The sequence below is a fragment of the Longicatena sp. 210702-DFI.1.196 genome (genome assembly GCF_020563125.1).
In the GTDB taxonomy this organism is placed as follows: domain Bacteria; phylum Bacillota_I; class Bacilli_A; order Erysipelotrichales; family Erysipelotrichaceae; genus Longicatena; species Longicatena caecimuris.
Window position 1 is genome coordinate 15,767 of the sequence record NZ_JAJCPX010000016.1, and the last position, 18,651, is coordinate 34,417.

The 18,651-nt window shown below is 38.8% G+C and carries 18 protein-coding genes; all 18 read left to right on the forward strand.

The window, feature by feature from the left end; all coding sequences use genetic code 11:
• Position 1 precedes the first annotated feature (1 nt).
• The 18 genes from LI241_RS08275 to LI241_RS08360 all read left to right on the forward strand — a co-directional run bounded on the left by LI241_RS08275 (position 2) and on the right by LI241_RS08360 (position 18,650).
• A complete protein-coding gene (locus LI241_RS08275) occupies positions 2-745 on the forward strand; it encodes a dihydroorotate dehydrogenase electron transfer subunit (protein ID WP_008687796.1) in 744 nt (247 codons plus the stop codon).
• Positions 745-1,653 (forward strand): dihydroorotate dehydrogenase, encoded by a 909-nt coding sequence (locus LI241_RS08280; protein ID WP_008687797.1) that lies wholly within the window; start codon positions 745-747, stop codon positions 1,651-1,653. The genes LI241_RS08275 and LI241_RS08280 overlap by 1 nt, the downstream gene beginning before the upstream one ends.
• Positions 1,653-2,354, forward strand: coding sequence for an orotidine-5'-phosphate decarboxylase (gene pyrF / locus LI241_RS08285; RefSeq protein ID WP_008687803.1), 702 nt, complete (start codon positions 1,653-1,655; stop codon positions 2,352-2,354). Before LI241_RS08280 ends, pyrF begins: the two co-directional genes overlap by 1 nt.
• A gap of 1 nt (position 2,355) precedes the next feature.
• Complete coding sequence (gene pyrE / locus LI241_RS08290; protein ID WP_008687805.1) at positions 2,356-2,994, forward strand: orotate phosphoribosyltransferase; 639 nt, start codon at positions 2,356-2,358, stop codon at positions 2,992-2,994.
• Positions 2,995-3,096: 102 nt separating this feature from the next.
• Complete coding sequence (locus LI241_RS08295; protein ID WP_008687806.1) at positions 3,097-4,173, forward strand: carbamoyl phosphate synthase small subunit; 1,077 nt, start codon at positions 3,097-3,099, stop codon at positions 4,171-4,173.
• A gap of 1 nt (position 4,174) precedes the next feature.
• Positions 4,175-7,387 (forward strand): carbamoyl-phosphate synthase large subunit, encoded by a 3,213-nt coding sequence (gene carB / locus LI241_RS08300; protein WP_008687808.1) that lies wholly within the window; start codon positions 4,175-4,177, stop codon positions 7,385-7,387.
• 132 nt (positions 7,388-7,519) lie between these two features.
• Complete coding sequence (locus LI241_RS08305; protein WP_008687809.1) at positions 7,520-8,200, forward strand: DNA alkylation repair protein; 681 nt, start codon at positions 7,520-7,522, stop codon at positions 8,198-8,200.
• A 33-nt stretch (positions 8,201-8,233) separates the two neighbouring features.
• A complete protein-coding gene (locus tag LI241_RS08310; protein WP_008687811.1) occupies positions 8,234-8,443 on the forward strand; it encodes a hypothetical protein in 210 nt (69 codons plus the stop codon).
• Between the two features lie 229 nt (positions 8,444-8,672).
• Positions 8,673-9,443 carry a protein-ADP-ribose hydrolase gene (locus LI241_RS08315; protein ID WP_008687812.1) on the forward strand — a complete coding sequence of 257 codons (771 nt, stop codon included), beginning with the start codon at positions 8,673-8,675 and terminating at the stop codon, positions 9,441-9,443.
• Positions 9,391-10,272 carry a hypothetical protein gene (locus tag LI241_RS08320; RefSeq protein WP_008687816.1) on the forward strand — a complete coding sequence of 294 codons (882 nt, stop codon included), beginning with the start codon at positions 9,391-9,393 and terminating at the stop codon, positions 10,270-10,272. The genes LI241_RS08315 and LI241_RS08320 overlap by 53 nt, the downstream gene beginning before the upstream one ends.
• 68 nt (positions 10,273-10,340) lie before the next feature.
• Entirely contained in the window at positions 10,341-11,807 is a 1,467-nt protein-coding gene (locus LI241_RS08325; protein ID WP_008687822.1) for a S41 family peptidase, read from the forward strand.
• A gap of 105 nt (positions 11,808-11,912) precedes the next feature.
• Positions 11,913-12,536: a DUF47 domain-containing protein gene (locus LI241_RS08330; protein WP_008687824.1), complete on the forward strand. Its 624-nt coding sequence runs from the start codon at positions 11,913-11,915 to the stop codon at positions 12,534-12,536.
• A 311-nt stretch (positions 12,537-12,847) separates the two neighbouring features.
• Positions 12,848-13,624, forward strand: a complete 777-nt coding sequence (locus LI241_RS08335; RefSeq protein ID WP_008687826.1) for a CpsB/CapC family capsule biosynthesis tyrosine phosphatase — start codon at positions 12,848-12,850, stop codon at positions 13,622-13,624.
• Between the two features lie 66 nt (positions 13,625-13,690).
• Complete coding sequence (locus LI241_RS08340; protein WP_008687827.1) at positions 13,691-14,338, forward strand: sugar transferase; 648 nt, start codon at positions 13,691-13,693, stop codon at positions 14,336-14,338.
• Positions 14,335-15,279 (forward strand): NAD(P)-dependent oxidoreductase, encoded by a 945-nt coding sequence (locus tag LI241_RS08345; protein WP_008687828.1) that lies wholly within the window; start codon positions 14,335-14,337, stop codon positions 15,277-15,279. Before LI241_RS08340 ends, LI241_RS08345 begins: the two co-directional genes overlap by 4 nt.
• Positions 15,276-16,484, forward strand: a complete 1,209-nt coding sequence (locus LI241_RS08350) for a glycosyltransferase family 4 protein (protein ID WP_008687829.1) — start codon at positions 15,276-15,278, stop codon at positions 16,482-16,484. The genes LI241_RS08345 and LI241_RS08350 overlap by 4 nt, the downstream gene beginning before the upstream one ends.
• Positions 16,471-17,520, forward strand: coding sequence for a polysaccharide biosynthesis protein (locus tag LI241_RS08355; protein ID WP_227151137.1), 1,050 nt, complete (start codon positions 16,471-16,473; stop codon positions 17,518-17,520). The genes LI241_RS08350 and LI241_RS08355 overlap by 14 nt, the downstream gene beginning before the upstream one ends.
• Positions 17,517-18,650 (forward strand): NAD-dependent epimerase/dehydratase family protein, encoded by a 1,134-nt coding sequence (locus LI241_RS08360; protein ID WP_008687831.1) that lies wholly within the window; start codon positions 17,517-17,519, stop codon positions 18,648-18,650. The genes LI241_RS08355 and LI241_RS08360 overlap by 4 nt, the downstream gene beginning before the upstream one ends.
• Position 18,651: the final 1 nt, after the last annotated feature.

Here is an 18,651-nt window from a genome sequence, read left to right on the forward strand (position 1 = left end):
GATGCAGGAAGAAAAAGGAATTATCCAAAGTAATGAAAAAATTGCCAAAGATACCTACCGCATGAAAATTGCGGCAGGTATGGCAAAGGATATGAAACCCGGACAATTTGTGAATATCAAGATTGATGGCTATATGCTGCGTCGTCCCATCAGTATCTCTAGCATTGAGGCGGATGGCTTTGTCATCGTTTATAAGGTCGTTGGCGATGGCACTTTAGCCTTAGCTAAGAAACATGCGCATCATATCATTGATGTCTTCGGACCTTTAGGCAGCAGCTATCCGATTCATGAAAATCGCAATGAAGTCTTATTGATTGGAGGTGGCGTTGGTGTGCCGCCGCTGTATGAATTAGCGAAACAATATCGTGTGTTACGCAAGGAAGTACATGTTGTCTTAGGATTTAATGATAAGGACAGCGTCTTCTATGAACAGGAATTTAAAGCCTTAGGCTGTCATGTCGTCGTAGCTACGATGGATGGCTCTTATGGTGTAAAAGGAACGGTCATGGATGCCATTCAGGCCCATGCCATTACTTGTGATTTTACTTATAGCTGCGGTCCGCGTCCGATGTTAAAGGCGATAGAAGCTGCTTATCAAAAAGGATATATGTCTTTTGAAAGTCGTATGGCATGTGGTATTGGGGCATGCATGGCTTGTGTGGCAAAGGATAAACAAGAAGCTGATCTTTATCATCGCATTTGTAAGGAAGGACCGGTATTCCCAATCGGAAAGGTGGAATTCTAATGGATCTACATGTAAAACTGCCAGGATTAAACCTGAAGAATCCGATTATTCCAGCGAGCGGCTGCTTTGGCTTTGGCCGTGAATTTGCGGAATTATATGATTTAAGCATACTGGGAGGCATTGCGATAAAGAGTGCTACCCCACAGAAACGTTTTGGCAATCCGACACCACGTGTTGCGGAAACACCAAGTGGCATGTTAAATGCCATTGGTTTACAAAATCCCGGTGTCGATGTTATCATGGAAAAAGAACTGCCATGGTTAGCACAGTTTGATACGGAAATCATTGCCAATGTAGCAGGTGCCAGTGAAGAAGAATACGTTGAGGTCATTGAGAAACTGAATGCTTCACAGGTTGTTAAAGCTTATGAATTAAATATCAGTTGCCCGAATGTTAAACATGGCGGTATCGGTTTAGGCACAACACCTGAACTGGCTGCCAAAGTAACCAAAATGGCCAAAGCAGCAGCGAATAAGCCGGTCTACGTGAAATTATCTCCGAATGTTACCAACATTGTCGAGATTGCGAAAGCGGTAGAAGAAGCGGGAGCCGATGGCTTGGTCATGATCAATACGATGATGGGCATGCGCTTAGATTTGCATACCGGAAAACCAATCTTGGCGAATGTTACCGGAGGCTTAAGTGGACCTGCTATCAAACCGGTAGCCATTCGTATGGTGTATCAGGTAGCCCAGGCTGTTAACATCCCGATCATCGGAGTTGGGGGTATTACCAGAGCAGAAGATGTCTTAGAATTCTTATATGCAGGAGCAAGTGCTGTTGAAGTTGGCATGCAGAACTTTATTGATCCTTACTGTTGTGTTAAAATAATTGAAGAGTTGCCAAAGGTTCTTGAAACCTATGGGGTAAACAGTTTACAAGAAGCTGTAGGAAGGAGTTTTAAGTAATGAGCAGAACGATGGTAGCATTGGATTTTTCAAAAAAAGAAGATGTGATGAATTTTCTTGATAAGTTTGATAAACCTATATATGTAAAGGTTGGAATGGAATTGACCTATGCGTTTGGTTTTGAAATGATTCGTGAAATCAAGGCAAGAGGGCATAAAATCTTTCTTGATTTGAAATTGCACGATATTCCAAACACGGTAAAAAACGGAATGAAGAATCTGGCAAAGCTGGATGTGGATGTGGTAAACTTGCATGCGGCCGGTGGCAGTGCGATGATGAAGGCAGCCATGGAAGGCTTAAACGAAGGAGCTGTCAATGGCAAACGTCCTTTGTGTATCGCAGTCACACAGTTAACCAGCACTTCACAGGAAGCTATGAATGAAGAATTGTTGATTCCCGGAGATGTGAAGGATGTCGTTATTTCCTATGCTAAATTGGCAAAGGAAAGCGGCTTAGACGGTGTGGTTTGTTCCGTGCATGAAGCACGAGCCATTCATGAAGCATGCGGGGCTGACTTTTTAACGGTAACCCCAGGCATTCGTTTAAGCTCTGATTCTAAGGATGATCAAAAACGTGTGGCTACTCCACAGTTTGCCAAAGAAGAAGGCTGTGACTATATCGTCGTAGGCCGCAGTATCACCAAGAGTGAAGATCCATATAAGACATATAACGAAATAGAAGCAATCATGGAGGGAAAATAAGATGAGCATAGAAAAAACAGTTGCGAAAAACCTGTTAGATATTAAGGCAGTATCCTTACAGCCAAATGATCCATTCACTTGGGCAAGCGGTATTAAAAGTCCCATCTACTGTGACAACCGTTTGGTATTATCCTTTCCTGAAAAACGCAGTGTCGTTGTGCAGGGCTTTGTCGAGTTGATTCAGAAAGAATACAGTGAAGCAGAAGTCATCGTTGGTACAGCTACTGCCGGTATTCCTTGGGGTGCAATGGTTGCGGATAAGATGGAAAAACCATTTGGCTACGTACGTAGTTCCAATAAGACACATGGCAAAGGAAATAAGATCGAAGGAAAGATCGAAAAAGGTGCGAAAGTCGTTGTTGTGGAAGATTTAATTTCTACCGGTGGTTCCGTAAAGGATGTCATCTTATCTTTGCGTGAAGCAGGTGCTGAGGTATTGGGCGTTGTGGCTATCTTTACCTATCTGTTACCAGCAAGCAGTGAATTGTTTGATTCTATCGCATGCAGCTTTAAGACATTAAGTAACTACGATGTCTTGATTGATGTAGCTTTAGAAAATGCGTACATCAAGGAAAATGATCTTGAAAAATTAAAAGCATGGAAAAAAGATCCAAAAGATGAATCTTGGATGAAGAAGTAAAGCAAAGGGGCATAGCACTATTTGATAGCGTCTATGCCTTTTTGGTGGAAAAAAGAAATGTAAGTCCTTACATGTAAGGCAAGCAAACAGGAGGATACGGTTATGCAAAAACGAAAATTAATTTTAGAAGATGGCAGTGTCTATGAAGGGATCGCCTTTGGTGATGATACTTATCAGGTCGGTGAACTTGTGTTTAATACCGGAATGAGCGGTTATCAGGAGGTATTGAGTGACTTATCCTATTGCGGACAAATCGTTTTGATGACCTATCCGCTCATTGGAAATTATGGCATCAATCGAGATGATTTTGAAAGTTTGGATCCCGCTGTCTTTGGCTTTGTGGTCAGAGAATACTGTGAAACACCTAGCAATTTTCGCGGGGATATGAGCTTAGATACCTTTTTAAAACAAAAACATATTCCAGGCATTGCCGGTGTGGATACCAGAGCAATCACTCGCAAACTGCGCAACAGTGGAACGATGCGGGCCATTTTGGCAGATTCAGATGCGAATGTTGAGGAAACGGTAAAGATGTTAAAAGCAACACCGTATCTGCATGATCAAGTGGCGCGTGTATCCACGCAAAAACCTTTTCCGATTCCATCACGAGGGAAAAAGGTCGTATTGTTGGATTTTGGTGCTAAGCATGGCATCATTCGTGAATTATCAAAACGTCATTGTGATTTGATCGTTATGCCATACGATACAAGTGCAGAAGCCATCTTAGCCTTGCATCCGGATGGGGTAATGCTCAGCAATGGTCCTGGTGATCCTAAGGATATGCAAGTTGCGATACAGACCATACGAGAATTGATGGGAAAGGTCGTCATCTTTGGAATTTGTTTAGGACATCAGCTGATTGCCTTAGCCTGTGGAGCCAATACCGTGAAGTTGAAATTCGGACATCGTGGTTGTAATCATCCGGTCATGAATTTAGCAACCGGCAAAGTTGAAATGACATCACAGAATCATGGCTATGCAGTAGAAGCGGAAAGTTTGGAAAATAGCGAACTGGTGATGAGTCATCAAGCCTTAAATGATAAAAGTGTGGAAGGTGTGCGTCATCAGCGCTATCCGATCTTCAGTGTACAATATCATCCGGAAGCTGCTCCCGGACCGGAAGACAGCAATTATTTATTCGACCAATTTATGGAACTGATGGAAAAGGAGCGTGTGTAATATGCCAAAGCGTACAGATATTAAAAAAATCATGGTGATTGGTTCTGGTCCAATCGTCATTGGCCAGGCGGCGGAATTTGATTATGCCGGTTCTCAGGCATGCCAATCTTTAAAAGAAGAAGGTTATGAAGTCATTTTGATCAATTCTAATCCGGCAACGATCATGACAGATACCGCGATTGCCGATCGTGTATACATGGAACCTTTGACCGTAGAATTTGCCAGCCGCATCATTTATAAGGAACGTCCTGATGCTATCTTAGGAAGCTTGGGTGGACAGACTGGTTTGAATCTGGTGGTAGAGCTAGCCAATTCAGGAATTCTGGATGCATATGGTGTAGAAATCTTAGGTACTGATTTAACAGCTATCAACCAGGCGGAAGATCGTGAATTATTCCGTGAATTGATGTATGAAATCAAAGAACCGGTACCGGAAAGTGCCATTGTTCATACCGTAGAAGAAGCACTTGCCTTTGCCCAAACGATTGGCTATCCGCTTGTTGTACGTCCTGCCTATACCTTAGGAGGAACCGGTGGTGGCTTTGTGGATACAGAAGAAGAACTACGTATCATCACCGAAAATGGTTTAAAACTTTCTCCGGTACAGCAATGCTTAATTGAACGTAGTATTGCCGGCTTTAAGGAAATCGAATATGAGGTCATGCGGGATGCGCATGATAATGCCATCGTCGTCTGCAATATGGAAAATATCGATCCGGTGGGGATACATACAGGAGATTCAATGGTCGTAGCACCGGTACAGACATTGAGTGATCGTGAGCATCAGATGCTGCGTAATGCCAGTTTAAAGATTATTCGCGCTTTAAAGATCTGCGGTGGCTGTAATGTGCAGTTAGCTTTGGATCCTGCATCTTTTAAATATTACATCATTGAAGTAAATCCTCGTGTATCACGTTCCAGTGCGCTGGCTTCAAAAGCAACCGGTTATCCGATTGCCAAAATCGCAGCGAAAATTGCGGTAGGTCTTACCTTAGATGAAATCATCAATCCAATTACCAATACCAGCTATGCTTGTTTTGAACCGGCGTTAGATTATGTTGTCACGAAACTGCCACGTTTTCCTTTTGATAAATTCCCTCATGCCGATCGTCGTTTAGGTACCCAGATGAAGGCAACCGGGGAAGTTATGGCAATTGGAAGATGTTTTGAAGAAAGCTTCTTAAAGGCGATACGCTCACTGGAAATGAAATGTGATCATATCGAAAATAAAGAAAGCAAAGAAAAAGCAAAGGAAGAGTTGTGGAATAGCATTGCGATAAAAGATGATCAGCGCATGTTTGGTATTGCCGAATTGTTGCGAAGAAAAGAAAGCTTGTCACGCATTCATGATATTACCAAGATCGATACCTTCTTCTTAGAAAAATTTGCCCACATCATCGCCTTAGAAGAACGCATGAAACAACATCCAAAGGACACTCAAATCTTATGGGAAATTAAACGCTGTGGCTTTGCGGATAGTTTTATAGCTCGTAGTTGGGGAATGGAAGAAAAAGCTGTTTATAACTTACGTAAACAACATGGCATTTGTCCGGTGTATAAGATGGTAGATACATGCGCTGCGGAATTTGCGAGTGCTACACCATATTTTTATTCCACGTATGAAGAAGAAAATGAATCTATACGCAGTGATCGTCAAAAAATCATCGTGTTAGGCAGTGGACCGATTCGTATCGGACAGGGTGTTGAATTTGATTATGCGACGGTTCATTGTGTCATGACCTTGCGTGAATGTGGTTATGAAGCCATCGTTATCAACAACAATCCGGAAACAGTATCCACCGATTTCTCTATCTCTGATAAATTGTATTTTGAACCATTAACCATTGAGGATGTCATGCATGTAGTTGATTTAGAACAGCCTTTAGGGGTTATTGTCCAATTTGGTGGGCAGACGGCTATCAACTTAGCCGATCAGCTCGTAAAACGCGGGGTAAAGATTTTAGGTACGTCCTTAGAAAACATCGATCGTGCCGAAGATCGACATGCATTTGAAAAAATGCTGCATAAGCTGAATATTCCACAGCCAACCGGGGAAACCGCCGTGACGGTTGAAGAAGCCTTAGTCATTGCGAATAAGATCGGTTATCCGGTGTTGGTACGTCCAAGTTATGTGCTTGGCGGCCGTGCTATGGAAATCGTGCATAACGATGCTGATTTAAAGATATATATGGCAACGGCGGTAAAAGAAATCAGCCACGATGCGCCTATCTTGGTAGATAAATATATTGTGGGAAAAGAAATGGAAATTGATGCTATCTGTGATGGTGAGCAGGTGTATATTCCCGGTATCATGGAGCATATCGAACGTGCCGGCATCCACTCCGGGGATTCCATTTCGGTATATCCAGCGCAAACCGTTTCGCAAAAGGTGAAAGATACGATCGTGGATTATGCGATTCGTATCGGTAAAGGTTTCCATTTTATTGGTTTATATAATATTCAATTCATCATTGATAAAGCGGAACAGGTATATGTCCTCGAAGTGAATCCACGCTCTTCTCGTACCGTACCATTCTTATCTAAGATTACCGGGGTTCCAATGAGTCATGTGGCAACACGCTGTGCACTTGGTCATTCTTTAAAAGAACAGGGCTATGCAGAAGGCATACGACCACAAAGTCAACGCGTCTTTGTCAAAGCACCGGTCTTCTCTTTTGCTAAGCTGCGCAGTGTTGATACCGTATTAGGTCCGGAAATGAAATCCACCGGTGAAGCCTTGGGAGGAGATGTAACACTGGAAAAAGCCTTATATAAAGCATTGTTGGCAAGCGGCGTGAAGATTCCTACACATGGCAATCTCTTATTGACCATCGCCGATGAGGACAAAGAAGAAGGACTTTTGATAGCCAAACGCTTCTCTGCTATCGGATATGGCATACTGGCAACCAAAGGAACAGCTGATTACTTACAAGCACATGGTTTATATGTGAAAACCGTGCAGAAAATTGATGCGCATGAGGAAGCCATGGAGAATGTGTTAGATGTCATTCGTAAAGGTCATGTCAATTATGTCATCAATACCATGTCACAAAAGAAAGAAGTGACTATGGATGGCTTCTTGATACGCCGTGTAGCAGCCGAAAACAGTGTGAGCTGTTTTACTAGCTTCGATACTGCCAATGCGATGTTGAAGGTGTTAGAATCGATGAATTTTACCACGATTTCAATGAATGAATTAGCCGATGCATGTTGATGCAGATGGTAAATGTAAATAAGGGAACATAGGAAGTGTAGTGAATAGCTATGCTTCTTTTTTTATCTGATAGTTGTCTTATGCAAAAGATATGTTTACAATAAAGAAAAGATAACGATAGGAGGGTGAAAGATGAGCAAGAAGGATTTCATAGAATCAGTTTTTTTAGCATTAGATCCTAGTGTTTCCGCAAAAGAAATACAAAAAGCAGCAAACGTTTCCTATCAGAAACTTCCTAAGGATGATAAAGCATTTCTTGCCTTGTGTGAAAAATTATTAGAGGTCACACCAACTTATATAAAATACATATCGCTTTGGATCAAAAGACGCAAGCTATATGATTTTTCTTATTTTGTTGTTTATGAGCAATGGCTCAAGACGTATGTGGATGGCTGGGCATGGTGTGATCAATTTTGTTATCGCGTTTTAAATCCCATGTTGGAACAGCATTACACGCAAGTAAAAGAGCATGTTTTCGCATGGTGTCATGATGCGAATGTCTTGGTAAATCGTGCCGCTATTGTATGTTTGCTTTACTCCGGAGATGAATTTGCGATTCATTTGCCACTGGCTTTTGTATACGCAGTAATTGATGAGGTGGAACATAAAGAAAACAGGTATATACGTATGGCAATCGGATGGATATTGAAATATGCATACTTAAAAGACAGGGATTCGCTAATCTCTTATGTTCAACAACATAGCTTTGATACTACCGTATTAAGTAGGGTAAAGGAGAAAATGTGTGATGAAGATAAATTAAGAATAGCAGGGAATGTACATCATCATGCAGTTAAAACAAAAGAAGATTGAAAGTATTTTACTTTTAAATTGAAAAGAGTTAGCATGAAAGAAATTTCTGAAATCGTAAGACAATTCAAAGAAATCGTACAGGCAACTTTGGATGGTAATGCGAAGAAGGTTGCATTAGAATATGGACATGATAAAGAAATACCTTTTTACAATACAAGAATAACGTCGAATGGTGCGAAGTGCGAAATAGTTTATCTTGCGTGGTTACATTATGTTGTCTTTATACAAGAAATCGCTATGTGATAAAGCGTAAAATGAATCTAGAAAAGATAGATTATGTGTTTTTGCCCAAATCAAGAAAAGAACCATATAGATGATCGTAAAGAGGTACTATTGATTGTATTATTAAACGTATTGTACATATATGTTGATTCTTATATTGATTTGTTTAGAACGGCGAACTTATAAACTGCTTGCTTTGCAAATTCTATGAAACGCGTTATGATTACATAAAGAAAGGCAAGGTGGTCATATGCAAGAACATCTACAATGGCTTATCACATATTTATTAGAGGAAAATGAAGCTTACAGGGACATTTCCATACCGCAACAGGAAGAAGAATGTTTCCAACTATATCGCTCGTTAGTGAATGTAAGAGAACCGAAACCGGTGTCTAATGCTTATTTATGCCATGAAAAGGCAGTATTAGAAGCAATAAAACACCAAAAAGGTATCGTTACCATAGCACAAATGCAGGCTTTTGATAAGAATCTTCACTTATGGAAAGGTGATATCACAAGAATACAAGCAGATGCGATCGTGAATGCTGCAAATGCACAATTGTTAGGATGTTTTCAACCTTGTCATGGTTGTATTGATAATGCTATTCATACTTTTGCAGGTATAGAATTACGTCAGGAGTGTGCTGTTATCATGCGAAAACAAGGGCATGAAGAGCCAGTAGGAAAAGCTAAGATAACTAAAGGATATCATCTTCCGGCAACCTATGTATTGCATACGGTAGGTCCTATCGTATATGGGCAAGTCACAGATACGCAGAAGCAACAACTGGCAGATTGTTATCGCTCTTGTCTTAGCTTAGCACAACAATATCATCTGACTTCGGTTGCCTTTTGTTGCATATCTACCGGGGTTTTCCATTTTCCTAATGAAGAAGCTGCCGCTATTGCTATTCATACGGTGAAAACCTATTTACAAGAAACCAATTATGAAATGAAGGTGATCTTTAATGTATTCAAAGACGAAGACGAACGCATTTATCAAACCTATCTCCAACATTGAAAAGCTGCATGCGCTGTTACAAGAGGCAGATGCAATCTTAATAGGTGCCGGAGCTGGCTTATCTACCGCAGCCGGTTTGCGTTATGATGGTGAACGGTTTTATCGTTATTTTCAAGACTTTATAGATGCTTATCATTTTACTAATATGTATGAAGCAGGGTTTTATCCTTTCGCGACATTGGAAGAATATTGGGGATATTGGAGCCGACATATTTATCATAATCGCTATGCTGCTCAGGTAAATACGGTCTATGCAGATCTGTTATCCCTTGTCAAAGATAAGAATTATTTTGTCATTACGACGAATGTGGATCATCAGTTTCAATTGCATGGATTTGCGAAAGAACGTTTATTTTATACCCAAGGCGATTATGGCTTGTTGCAATGTTCACACAATTGTCATGCCAAGACGTATGATAATGAGAAAGTGATACGGCAGATGGTTATGCAGCAAAAAAAGCGTTGCATTCCCAAAGAATTGATTCCTTATTGTCCCTATTGCCATGCTCCTATGACAGTAAATCTACGCTATGATGCTAATTTTTGTGAGGATGCAGGTTGGCATGCCGCACAAAAACGATATCAGCAATTTCTCAAGCAGCATAAAGATGATCACATTGTATATTTAGAATTAGGAGTAGGGAATAATACTCCGGGCATCATTAAATATCCTTTTTGGCAATTCGTTCATGAAAATCCACAGGCATATTATGTTATCATCAACCAATTGGAAGCATATTGTCCCATGCAGTTGGCAAAACAATCACTCGTAATTGAAAAGGATATTGCGTCTGTGTTAAAAGAAATAAAACCATACGTTCAAACATAGGGAAGAACAATTTGTTGATCAAGGTATAAAAAGGCTATAGATATGGAATAAAAAGGAGTAGGAAAACGATGAGAAAATTATGGGTCTGTTTATGTTGTGTGTTATGCTTGAGTGCCTGCACAGCGAAAGTAAAAGATGAAAAAGTACCCCAGGTGTTGCAGGAGTATAAGAAATATGTCAATGCAGCGCATGCACAAATTATCCCAAATCCGATACAAACCGATGCTTTTTCACCATATGCCAATAGCAGTGAAGCGTATTATCGAGCAATGGATTATGTCATTGCACATGGGGCAAAAACGAATGGTGAAGAAAGTGTGACACAGCAAGAAGCCCTACAGGATGTAGAAGATGTTTTCTTTACTTTGAAGGCATTGTATGGGAAATATCCTATATATGGAGATGCGCGCTTCCAAGAAGCAAAGCAAATGGTAGATAAACAGATAAAGACATATGCAAAAATTAAGAAAACGAAGTTAGGTGAAGTATTAAGAAAACAACTTTCTTTTATTGAAGATGTCCATTTTCAAATTGATTTTGAACCTTTGCATGAAAGCTATACCACGTATAGCGAACAAGGGGTACACTATCAAAAAAAGGCTTATGTGAAAAAGAAGGATGGTTATTATGATCAATCCAATCAAAAACGTATTGTGCAAATCCATAAGGATGCAGATCTTGCGACGTATTTAAAGCCTGTCTTGCATAAGGATGGCAGCATTTCTTATCAACTGTTTTATCGAAGCAGAAAAAACATTACGCACTTATCCATGCGCTATGCAGATGGAAGTGAGCGTAAGGTAGCTATGGAAAAAGTGGAACAGATGAAGCGTAGTGAGGATATTCTTACAGAAAAAATCGTGCAAGGTATTCCTTATCTGCATATTACAAAAATGATATATCCCAGAGCCAGTGATACGTATGCACAATATGCCGAAACTTTTTTAGCAAGGGCAGCGCAATTCTCCCAAAAACCGCTTGCCATTTTAGATTTACGGGGCAATCCTGGTGGTAATGCAATGTTGAGTTATGCGTGGTCGCATAGTTATGCCAAACAGCGCTTAAGTGGTTATGGAGCACGAATGCTGCGGCTGCCATTGCATGAACAAAAGTTCAAACAGCTGATGGATGAGAAAACCGATCAATCCTTAGCATCTTTATTAGAAGATGGCAATTATCAGAAACATGATAATTTATTATATATTGAAAAGCCTTATATGGGAAAAAAGCTGATCAAGAATAAAAGTATATTATTGGTTTTGCAAGATGAAACCAGCGCATCGGCCAGTGAAATGCTGATGGATGAATTGCATACAATGGAAAATGTAATCTTTATTGGAATGCCGAGTGCAGGGGCAATTAGTGGCAGTGCAATGTCAAGCTTTTATTTAGATAAAAGTGGTTTGCAAATCATGTTTGGAAATTTATATGGGGATTTTCCTGAAACGTATGCCAGTGAATATCAGGGGATTGCTCCGGATATTTGGGTTCAGGGAAAAGATGTATTGAAATATGTGAAAGAACTTTTGAAATAGTACAAATTTTGAGGGAATCAGATTGTATAGTATATGCGTTTATGATAGAATATTCTAAGATTTCCTTTCATTAGGAAATGGGGATAGATAAAGAGGTATATGAGAATGATCAAAAAGAAAAAGTACAACTATTTTCAGGCATATCAACTGATGACAGAATGTGCTTATCAGGCGGCTTTTGAATTGATGAAGATGATGAAAGACTACCAACCGAATGCCATTGATGTACATTTGCAGAAAATGCATCGCATTGAGCATGAGGCTGATTTACGTCGTCATGAAATTATGACCGTATTAGCAAAAGATTCGCGCCCTCCTATGGATCGCGAAGATATTGTGGCATTAAGTAATGCGTTGGATGATATGGTGGATATGGTGGAAGATGTTTCTATCGGCCTTTATATCTATAATGTAAAAGAAGTGCAAGAAGCAGCAATGGCATATGGGAAGGTTATTGTGATGTGCTGTGATGCGGTTCGTGAAATGATGAAGGAATTTGAAAAAATTCAGTACAACAACAATATTATGGATTGTATCAAGCGGGTAAATCATCTAGAAGGGCAAGGCGATACTTTGTTCGCCAAAGCGACTAGAGAATTGTTTAGCGATGTCCTTGATCCAGTAGAAGTGATTCGTTGGAAATCTATTTATGATCGCATGGAATTAGCTTGTGATTCTTGTGAGAAAATTGGACATTTAGTAGAAAGTGTAGTTTTAAAACACGCATAATAAATTAACAAAACCAGTTTGATAGGATATGACATCATATCCTAAGCATGCTGGTTTTTTTGTAAAAGATAAACAATAATTTCCAAAAATTGAAAATAATATTTACAAGATGAGGTTTTAGGAGTATTATATCAATGATTGTATACAATTAGTTATACCTTGTTGCATAGTGGTGATTTCTTAGGAAATCGCCTTTTTTTTGTACTTTATTTGCATAAATCTATAGAATACACAATAAAAACGATACATTCAAAAAAGTATAACATAATAGATATCGCCACGATATTTTAAAGATATTAAAGGAGCACCCTATGAGATTTATTGATATACATAATCATATGTGTTGGGGGTTAGATGATGGTTCGCAATCACTGGAAGAAACCAATAAGTGTCTTCAGAGTTGTGTGAAAGAGCATATAGAACGCGTTATTTTTACACCACATTATTGTGAAAGAGAAGACACGGTAATGTCCATGACATTCATGAAACATCGTCTTCAAGAGTGTATTGATCTAGCAAAACAATATGGCATACAAGGATACTGTGGATGTGAATTTTTATTAAATACTGATTTTGCGAAAAGTTTGCCAAAAAAGCAAATGCTTACATTAGCAGGTTCAGATTATGTCTTATGTGAATTTTCATGCAGGAATGAACTTGGTGATGAGTTTATGGTGGAAGAACGACTATATGAACTGATACTTGCAGGATATGTTCCGATCATCGCACATATTGAACGTTATTTTCCCCAAAAGCTAGATATAGAAAGGATCCAAAGATGGGTGGAATTAGGGTGCTATTTGCAAATCAACGCATCAAGTATTTGTGGCTGTTTTGGTAAGACGTGTCAGAAACATGCTAAGAAGTTGTTACATAGAAATCTTTGTCACTTTATCGCATCAGATGCTCATCACGATGCAGGAAGAAGACAGATGATGTTTCAGGCAGCTTATAAAGAAGCTTTGAAGATTTGTGGTGAGGATGTATGTGATTGTTTATGTTATCGAAATCCTTTGCATGTTGTACATCATGAAGAATTGGAAACCGATCATTTCGGTCATAAAAAAAGTCGCTTTTTTCATTTATAGGAGTTATTAAGGTGTTTTTAATTGTAAAGACGATAATAAAAATATTTTGATAAGGGAGTGAATAAAATGTATGAGAAGTTTATGAAACGGTTTTTCGATTTTTGTTTATCTTTCCTTGCACTCGTTTTACTAAGCCCCATAGCCCTTATGATCTGTATATGGATCAAATGTGATAGTCCTGGACCGGTATTTTTTAAACAAAAAAGGGTTGGAAGAGCTAGAAATCTATTCGACATCTATAAATTTCGTTCCATGTTAGAAACAACACCAAGCGATTGCCCAACACATTTATTAAAGGATCCGCAAAAATATATCACAAGGTCAGGACGTTTTTTACGAAAGACAAGTTTGGATGAATTGCCTCAATTGATCAATATACTGCTGGGTCATATGTCTTTTATCGGTCCTCGTCCTGCTTTGTACAATCAAGATGATCTTATTGCGGAAAGAGAAAAATATGGAGTTCATAAGTATCGTCCGGGGTTAAGTGGATGGGCACAGGTCAATGGAAGAGACGAGCTACCAATTATAGAGAAAGTAGCTTTTGATAAATATTACGTTGATCATTGTTCCCTTCTCTTTGATATTAAAATATTGCTTAAAACAATAACATGTGTTTTTAGAAGAACAGGTGTTGTCGAAGGTTGTATCCAGCAGGATCATGTAACAATTGAGCAAAAAGATACATACTCAGGAGATGTGAAATCCTTATGAAAAAAATTTTAATCACCGGAAGTAATGGTTTTATCGGTCGACAGCTATGCGCAGCACTTGCTAAGGAATATGAAATTTTCGGTATTAATAGAACGCAAAGTGTGCAGTTGGATGAACAGCATGGTTTTATTTGTGAGCTTAGTGATTTTACTTCTATACATACGATATTTGATAGAATCCAACCGGATATTGTTATTCATTTAGCTGCACTTGTTCATAAAAACCATGCGGATACCTCACAAGCGAACTATGATTTTATCAATTATGAATGTGCATGTAATATTTTTGATGAATGCATACAGAGAAACTGTAAATTAATTTTTTCCTCAACGATTGAAGTCTATGGAAATCGTCAGCAGACATTGGTGAAGGAAAGTACAGTGTGTTCTCCTAAGAGTTATTATGCTATCGCAAAATATAAAGCAGAGGAATATTTACGTACGCATAGCGATCAGTTGACTTATGCCATTTTACGATTTGCTCCTGTTTATGGCGAAGCGTTTACCTTGAACATTGATAAACGAATATTATTAAAACCAATACCATTGGCTTATTATTTTAAAAATGGGGAATATCAATTTCATTTTTGTTCAGTAAATAACATTATAACGTTTGTGACGTTTTTAATTGAAAAAGATACCTATGGAAATACAATTTATAATCTTAGTGATAAAAAGGCAGTGAGTGCGAAAGAATTAATTACCTTTTATAAAGCGCAAGGCTGGTGTAAATATCATATTCGAATGCCTTATTTGTTATGTGAAGCAATGATCTTGTTTCTTGGTGTTTTTTATAAAGTAATGAAAAAAAAGGATGTCTTTCTATCCATTAGAAATTTTGAAAAGTTATTTTCTTCGACAATTTACAGCAATCAGAAAGCAGATACCTTATGCCCTTTACCTGGTAGTATTGAGGATATTGTCAAAGGTAGGAAATCATGAAAATCTTAATTGTAAGTCAGTATTTCTGGCCGGAGCATTTTCGCATTAACGATCTGGCAATAACTTTACAACAGTTAGGCAATGAGGTCAGTGTTTTAACCGGACTGCCTAATTATCCCAAAGGACATTATTATCAAGGGTATAGTAAAACAAAGAACAATGATGAAAAGTGGCAGAATATTTCCATATATCGTTGCAATATGCGACCAAGAGGACAAGGCAGCCTACAACTTGTGCGCAATTATCTAAGCTATGCTTACCAAGCGATAAAGAAAAGTAAAATACTTGAAGAACAAAACTTTGATCTGTTGTATGTATTTGGCGTATCACCACTTACCTCAGCATTGCCCGCTATTTATTTGAAGAAAAAATGGAAGATCCCGATTATCTTAAATGTACAAGATTTATGGCCGGAATATGTAACAGCTATTACCGGTTTAAAAAATCCGCTTTGTGTCTGCATATTAGATAAACTAATGCGTTATATTTATCGTTCTTGTGATAAGATCTTGATTTCCTCAAAAAGCTATGAGCAAAGTATTCAAAGATATTTGGGGACAAACAGTGATAAGATCATGTTTTGGCCGCAATACGCTACGGTGGAAAAGGTTGCAAAAAGCAAGGTATTGTTTGATGAGATGGCGTTTCATATTGTTTTTACCGGAAATATCGGTGAAGCGCAAGGATTGGATATCGCTATAGAAACAGCTGATATGCTCAAAGATTTCCATGTGCAATGGCATTTCATCGGTACCGGAAGATATATGACGAAATTAGTAGCGATGGTGAAGCAGCGGAAATTAGAAAAGTGTGTAATTTTCCATGGTTGGATACCAGAAACACAAGTACCTCAATATTTAGCGAGTGCAGATGCTGCTTTATTAATTTTAAAGGATGATGATGTATTTAAGATGGCGTTACCGGCGAAATTGCAGACGTATATGGCATGTGGAGTCCCCATCGTGGGTTGTGTTAAAGGAGAAAGTAAACGTATTCTTTTAGAAGCAGAAGCAGGAATCGTGACAGATGAAATCAGTGCTGCTGGTTTAGCAAGTGTATGCAAACAATTCTTAACATGTCCCAAGGAACGTTATGATCGTTTATGCAAGAATGCACTAGCATATGGAAAGGCGCATTTTGATAAACAAGTCTTGATTGAGCAATTAATAAAAGAAATGAGGGTGTTAAAAGATGAGCATATTTAAAGATAAGGTGTTGTTAATAACGGGAGGTACAGGCTCCTTTGGCAATGCGGTCTTAAAAAGATTTATTGAAACGGATATCAAAGAAATACGTGTATTTAGCAGAGATGAATTAAAACAAGATGATATGCGTCATGAATATCAAGCAAAGTATCCTGTGCTTTTTCATAAATTGCGGTTTTATATCGGTGATGTTCGTGACATTGATTCTATTCGCAATGCCATGCATGGTGTTGATTTCGTCTTTCATGCGGCAGCGCTTAAGCAAGTGCCTTCCTGTGAATTCTTTCCGTTAGAGGCTGTGAAAACAAATATCATAGGTACAGATAATGTGTTAAGTGCAGCAATTGAGTATCAAGTGAAACGAGTGGTCTGCTTAAGCACAGATAAAGCAGCCTATCCCGTGAATGCCATGGGCACAAGTAAAGCGATGATGGAAAAAGTGATTACGGCGAAAAGTCGCATCGTGGATCCACGTAAAACAAGTATCATGTGTACACGATATGGGAATGTATTAGCTTCTCGAGGATCGGTAGTACCATTATTTATCAAGCAGATCAAAGAAGGTCGGCCATTGACGTTAACCAATCCCAATATGACAAGGTTTTTAATGACTTTAGAAGAAGCGGTTGATTTGGTGCTTTTTGCTTTCAATCATGGTGAAAGTGGCGATATTTTTGTGCAAAAGGCACCTGCGTGTACCATAAAAGTATTAACAGAGGCATTAAAAGAATTATTCCATGCCGATAATGCTATCAAAATCATTGGCATCCGTCATGGGGAAAAGATGTATGAAACACTATTAATGGATGAGGAATGTACAAGTGCGATTGATTTGGGTAATTTCTATCGTGTTCCGGTAGATAAGCGGGATTTGAATTATGACAAGTTTTATACGGGCAGTAATGAACATGTTCGCATATCCCATTTTAATTCCGATACGACAGTTCTTATGGATACTGAGGAAGTAAAAGCCAAGCTATTGGAAGTGGCTTATGTACAACAAGAGTTGCGTACTTGGGAGCATCAATACGCATGAACATTTTAATAACCGGAGCGTATGGTTTTATTGCCCGAAATTTAATACATGTATTACAAAGTAAAGAACTGTCGTTTTTACAACCACTGAAGTTGTATACCTATGATCGCCGTGATGCGATAGAAGACTTAAAAGAATACTTGACGGATTGTGATTTCATCATTCATTTAGCCGGTGTCAATCGACCACAGAAAGCACAAGAATATGAAGAAGGTAATAAAGGATTCACACAGTTTATTTGTGATGAATTAATCCAGCATAGGAATACATGTCCCATTTTAATGACCTCATCGATTCAGGCAGTGCTAGATAATGATTATGGAAGAAGCAAACGTGCAGCTGAAAATTGCTTAAGATCGCTATGGCAAAAAAACGGTAATAAAATTTATCTATATCGTCTGCCGAATGTATATGGGAAATGGTGCCGCCCTGATTACAACAGTGTCGTAGCAACTTGGTGTTACCACCTTGCTAGAAATCAGGATATTCAGATTCACGATGAACAAAAGGAAATCACGCTTTGTTATATTGATGATGTCATTACGGAAATACTGAATTGTCTGCAAGGAAAGGCAACGGTTGCAGATGAATCTGATTTCTATAAGGTAGAACCAACAACGAGGTGTCGTTTATCGGAATTAAGAAATATCTTATGTTCCTTTAAAAATGAGCAGCAGAATCTTACATTGCCTAATCAAACGGCATTTGTTAAAAAGCTATATGCCACCTATTTGTCTTATCTGCCGCAAGAAAACTTATCGTATTCTTTAACAATGCATCAGGATGCGCGAGGCAGCTTTACCGAGATGTTTCATATGGATACTTATGGACAAGTGAGTGTAAATGTTTTGCATCCGGGTATTGTAAAAGGAAATCATTGGCATATGAGCAAAAATGAAAAATATGTTGTTGTCGCCGGCGAAGGAAATGTTAAATTGCGCAATCTTTATAACGATGATCATAAGCTTCTTACCTATCATCTTTCGGCGAACAAAATGGAAGTAGTGGATATACCACCGGGGTATTTACATTGTATTGAAAATACGGGAACGCAGGATATGGTAGTAATTATTTGGGCAAATGAAGTATTTGATGAAACTTATCCGGATACCTATTATAAGGAGGTGTGAA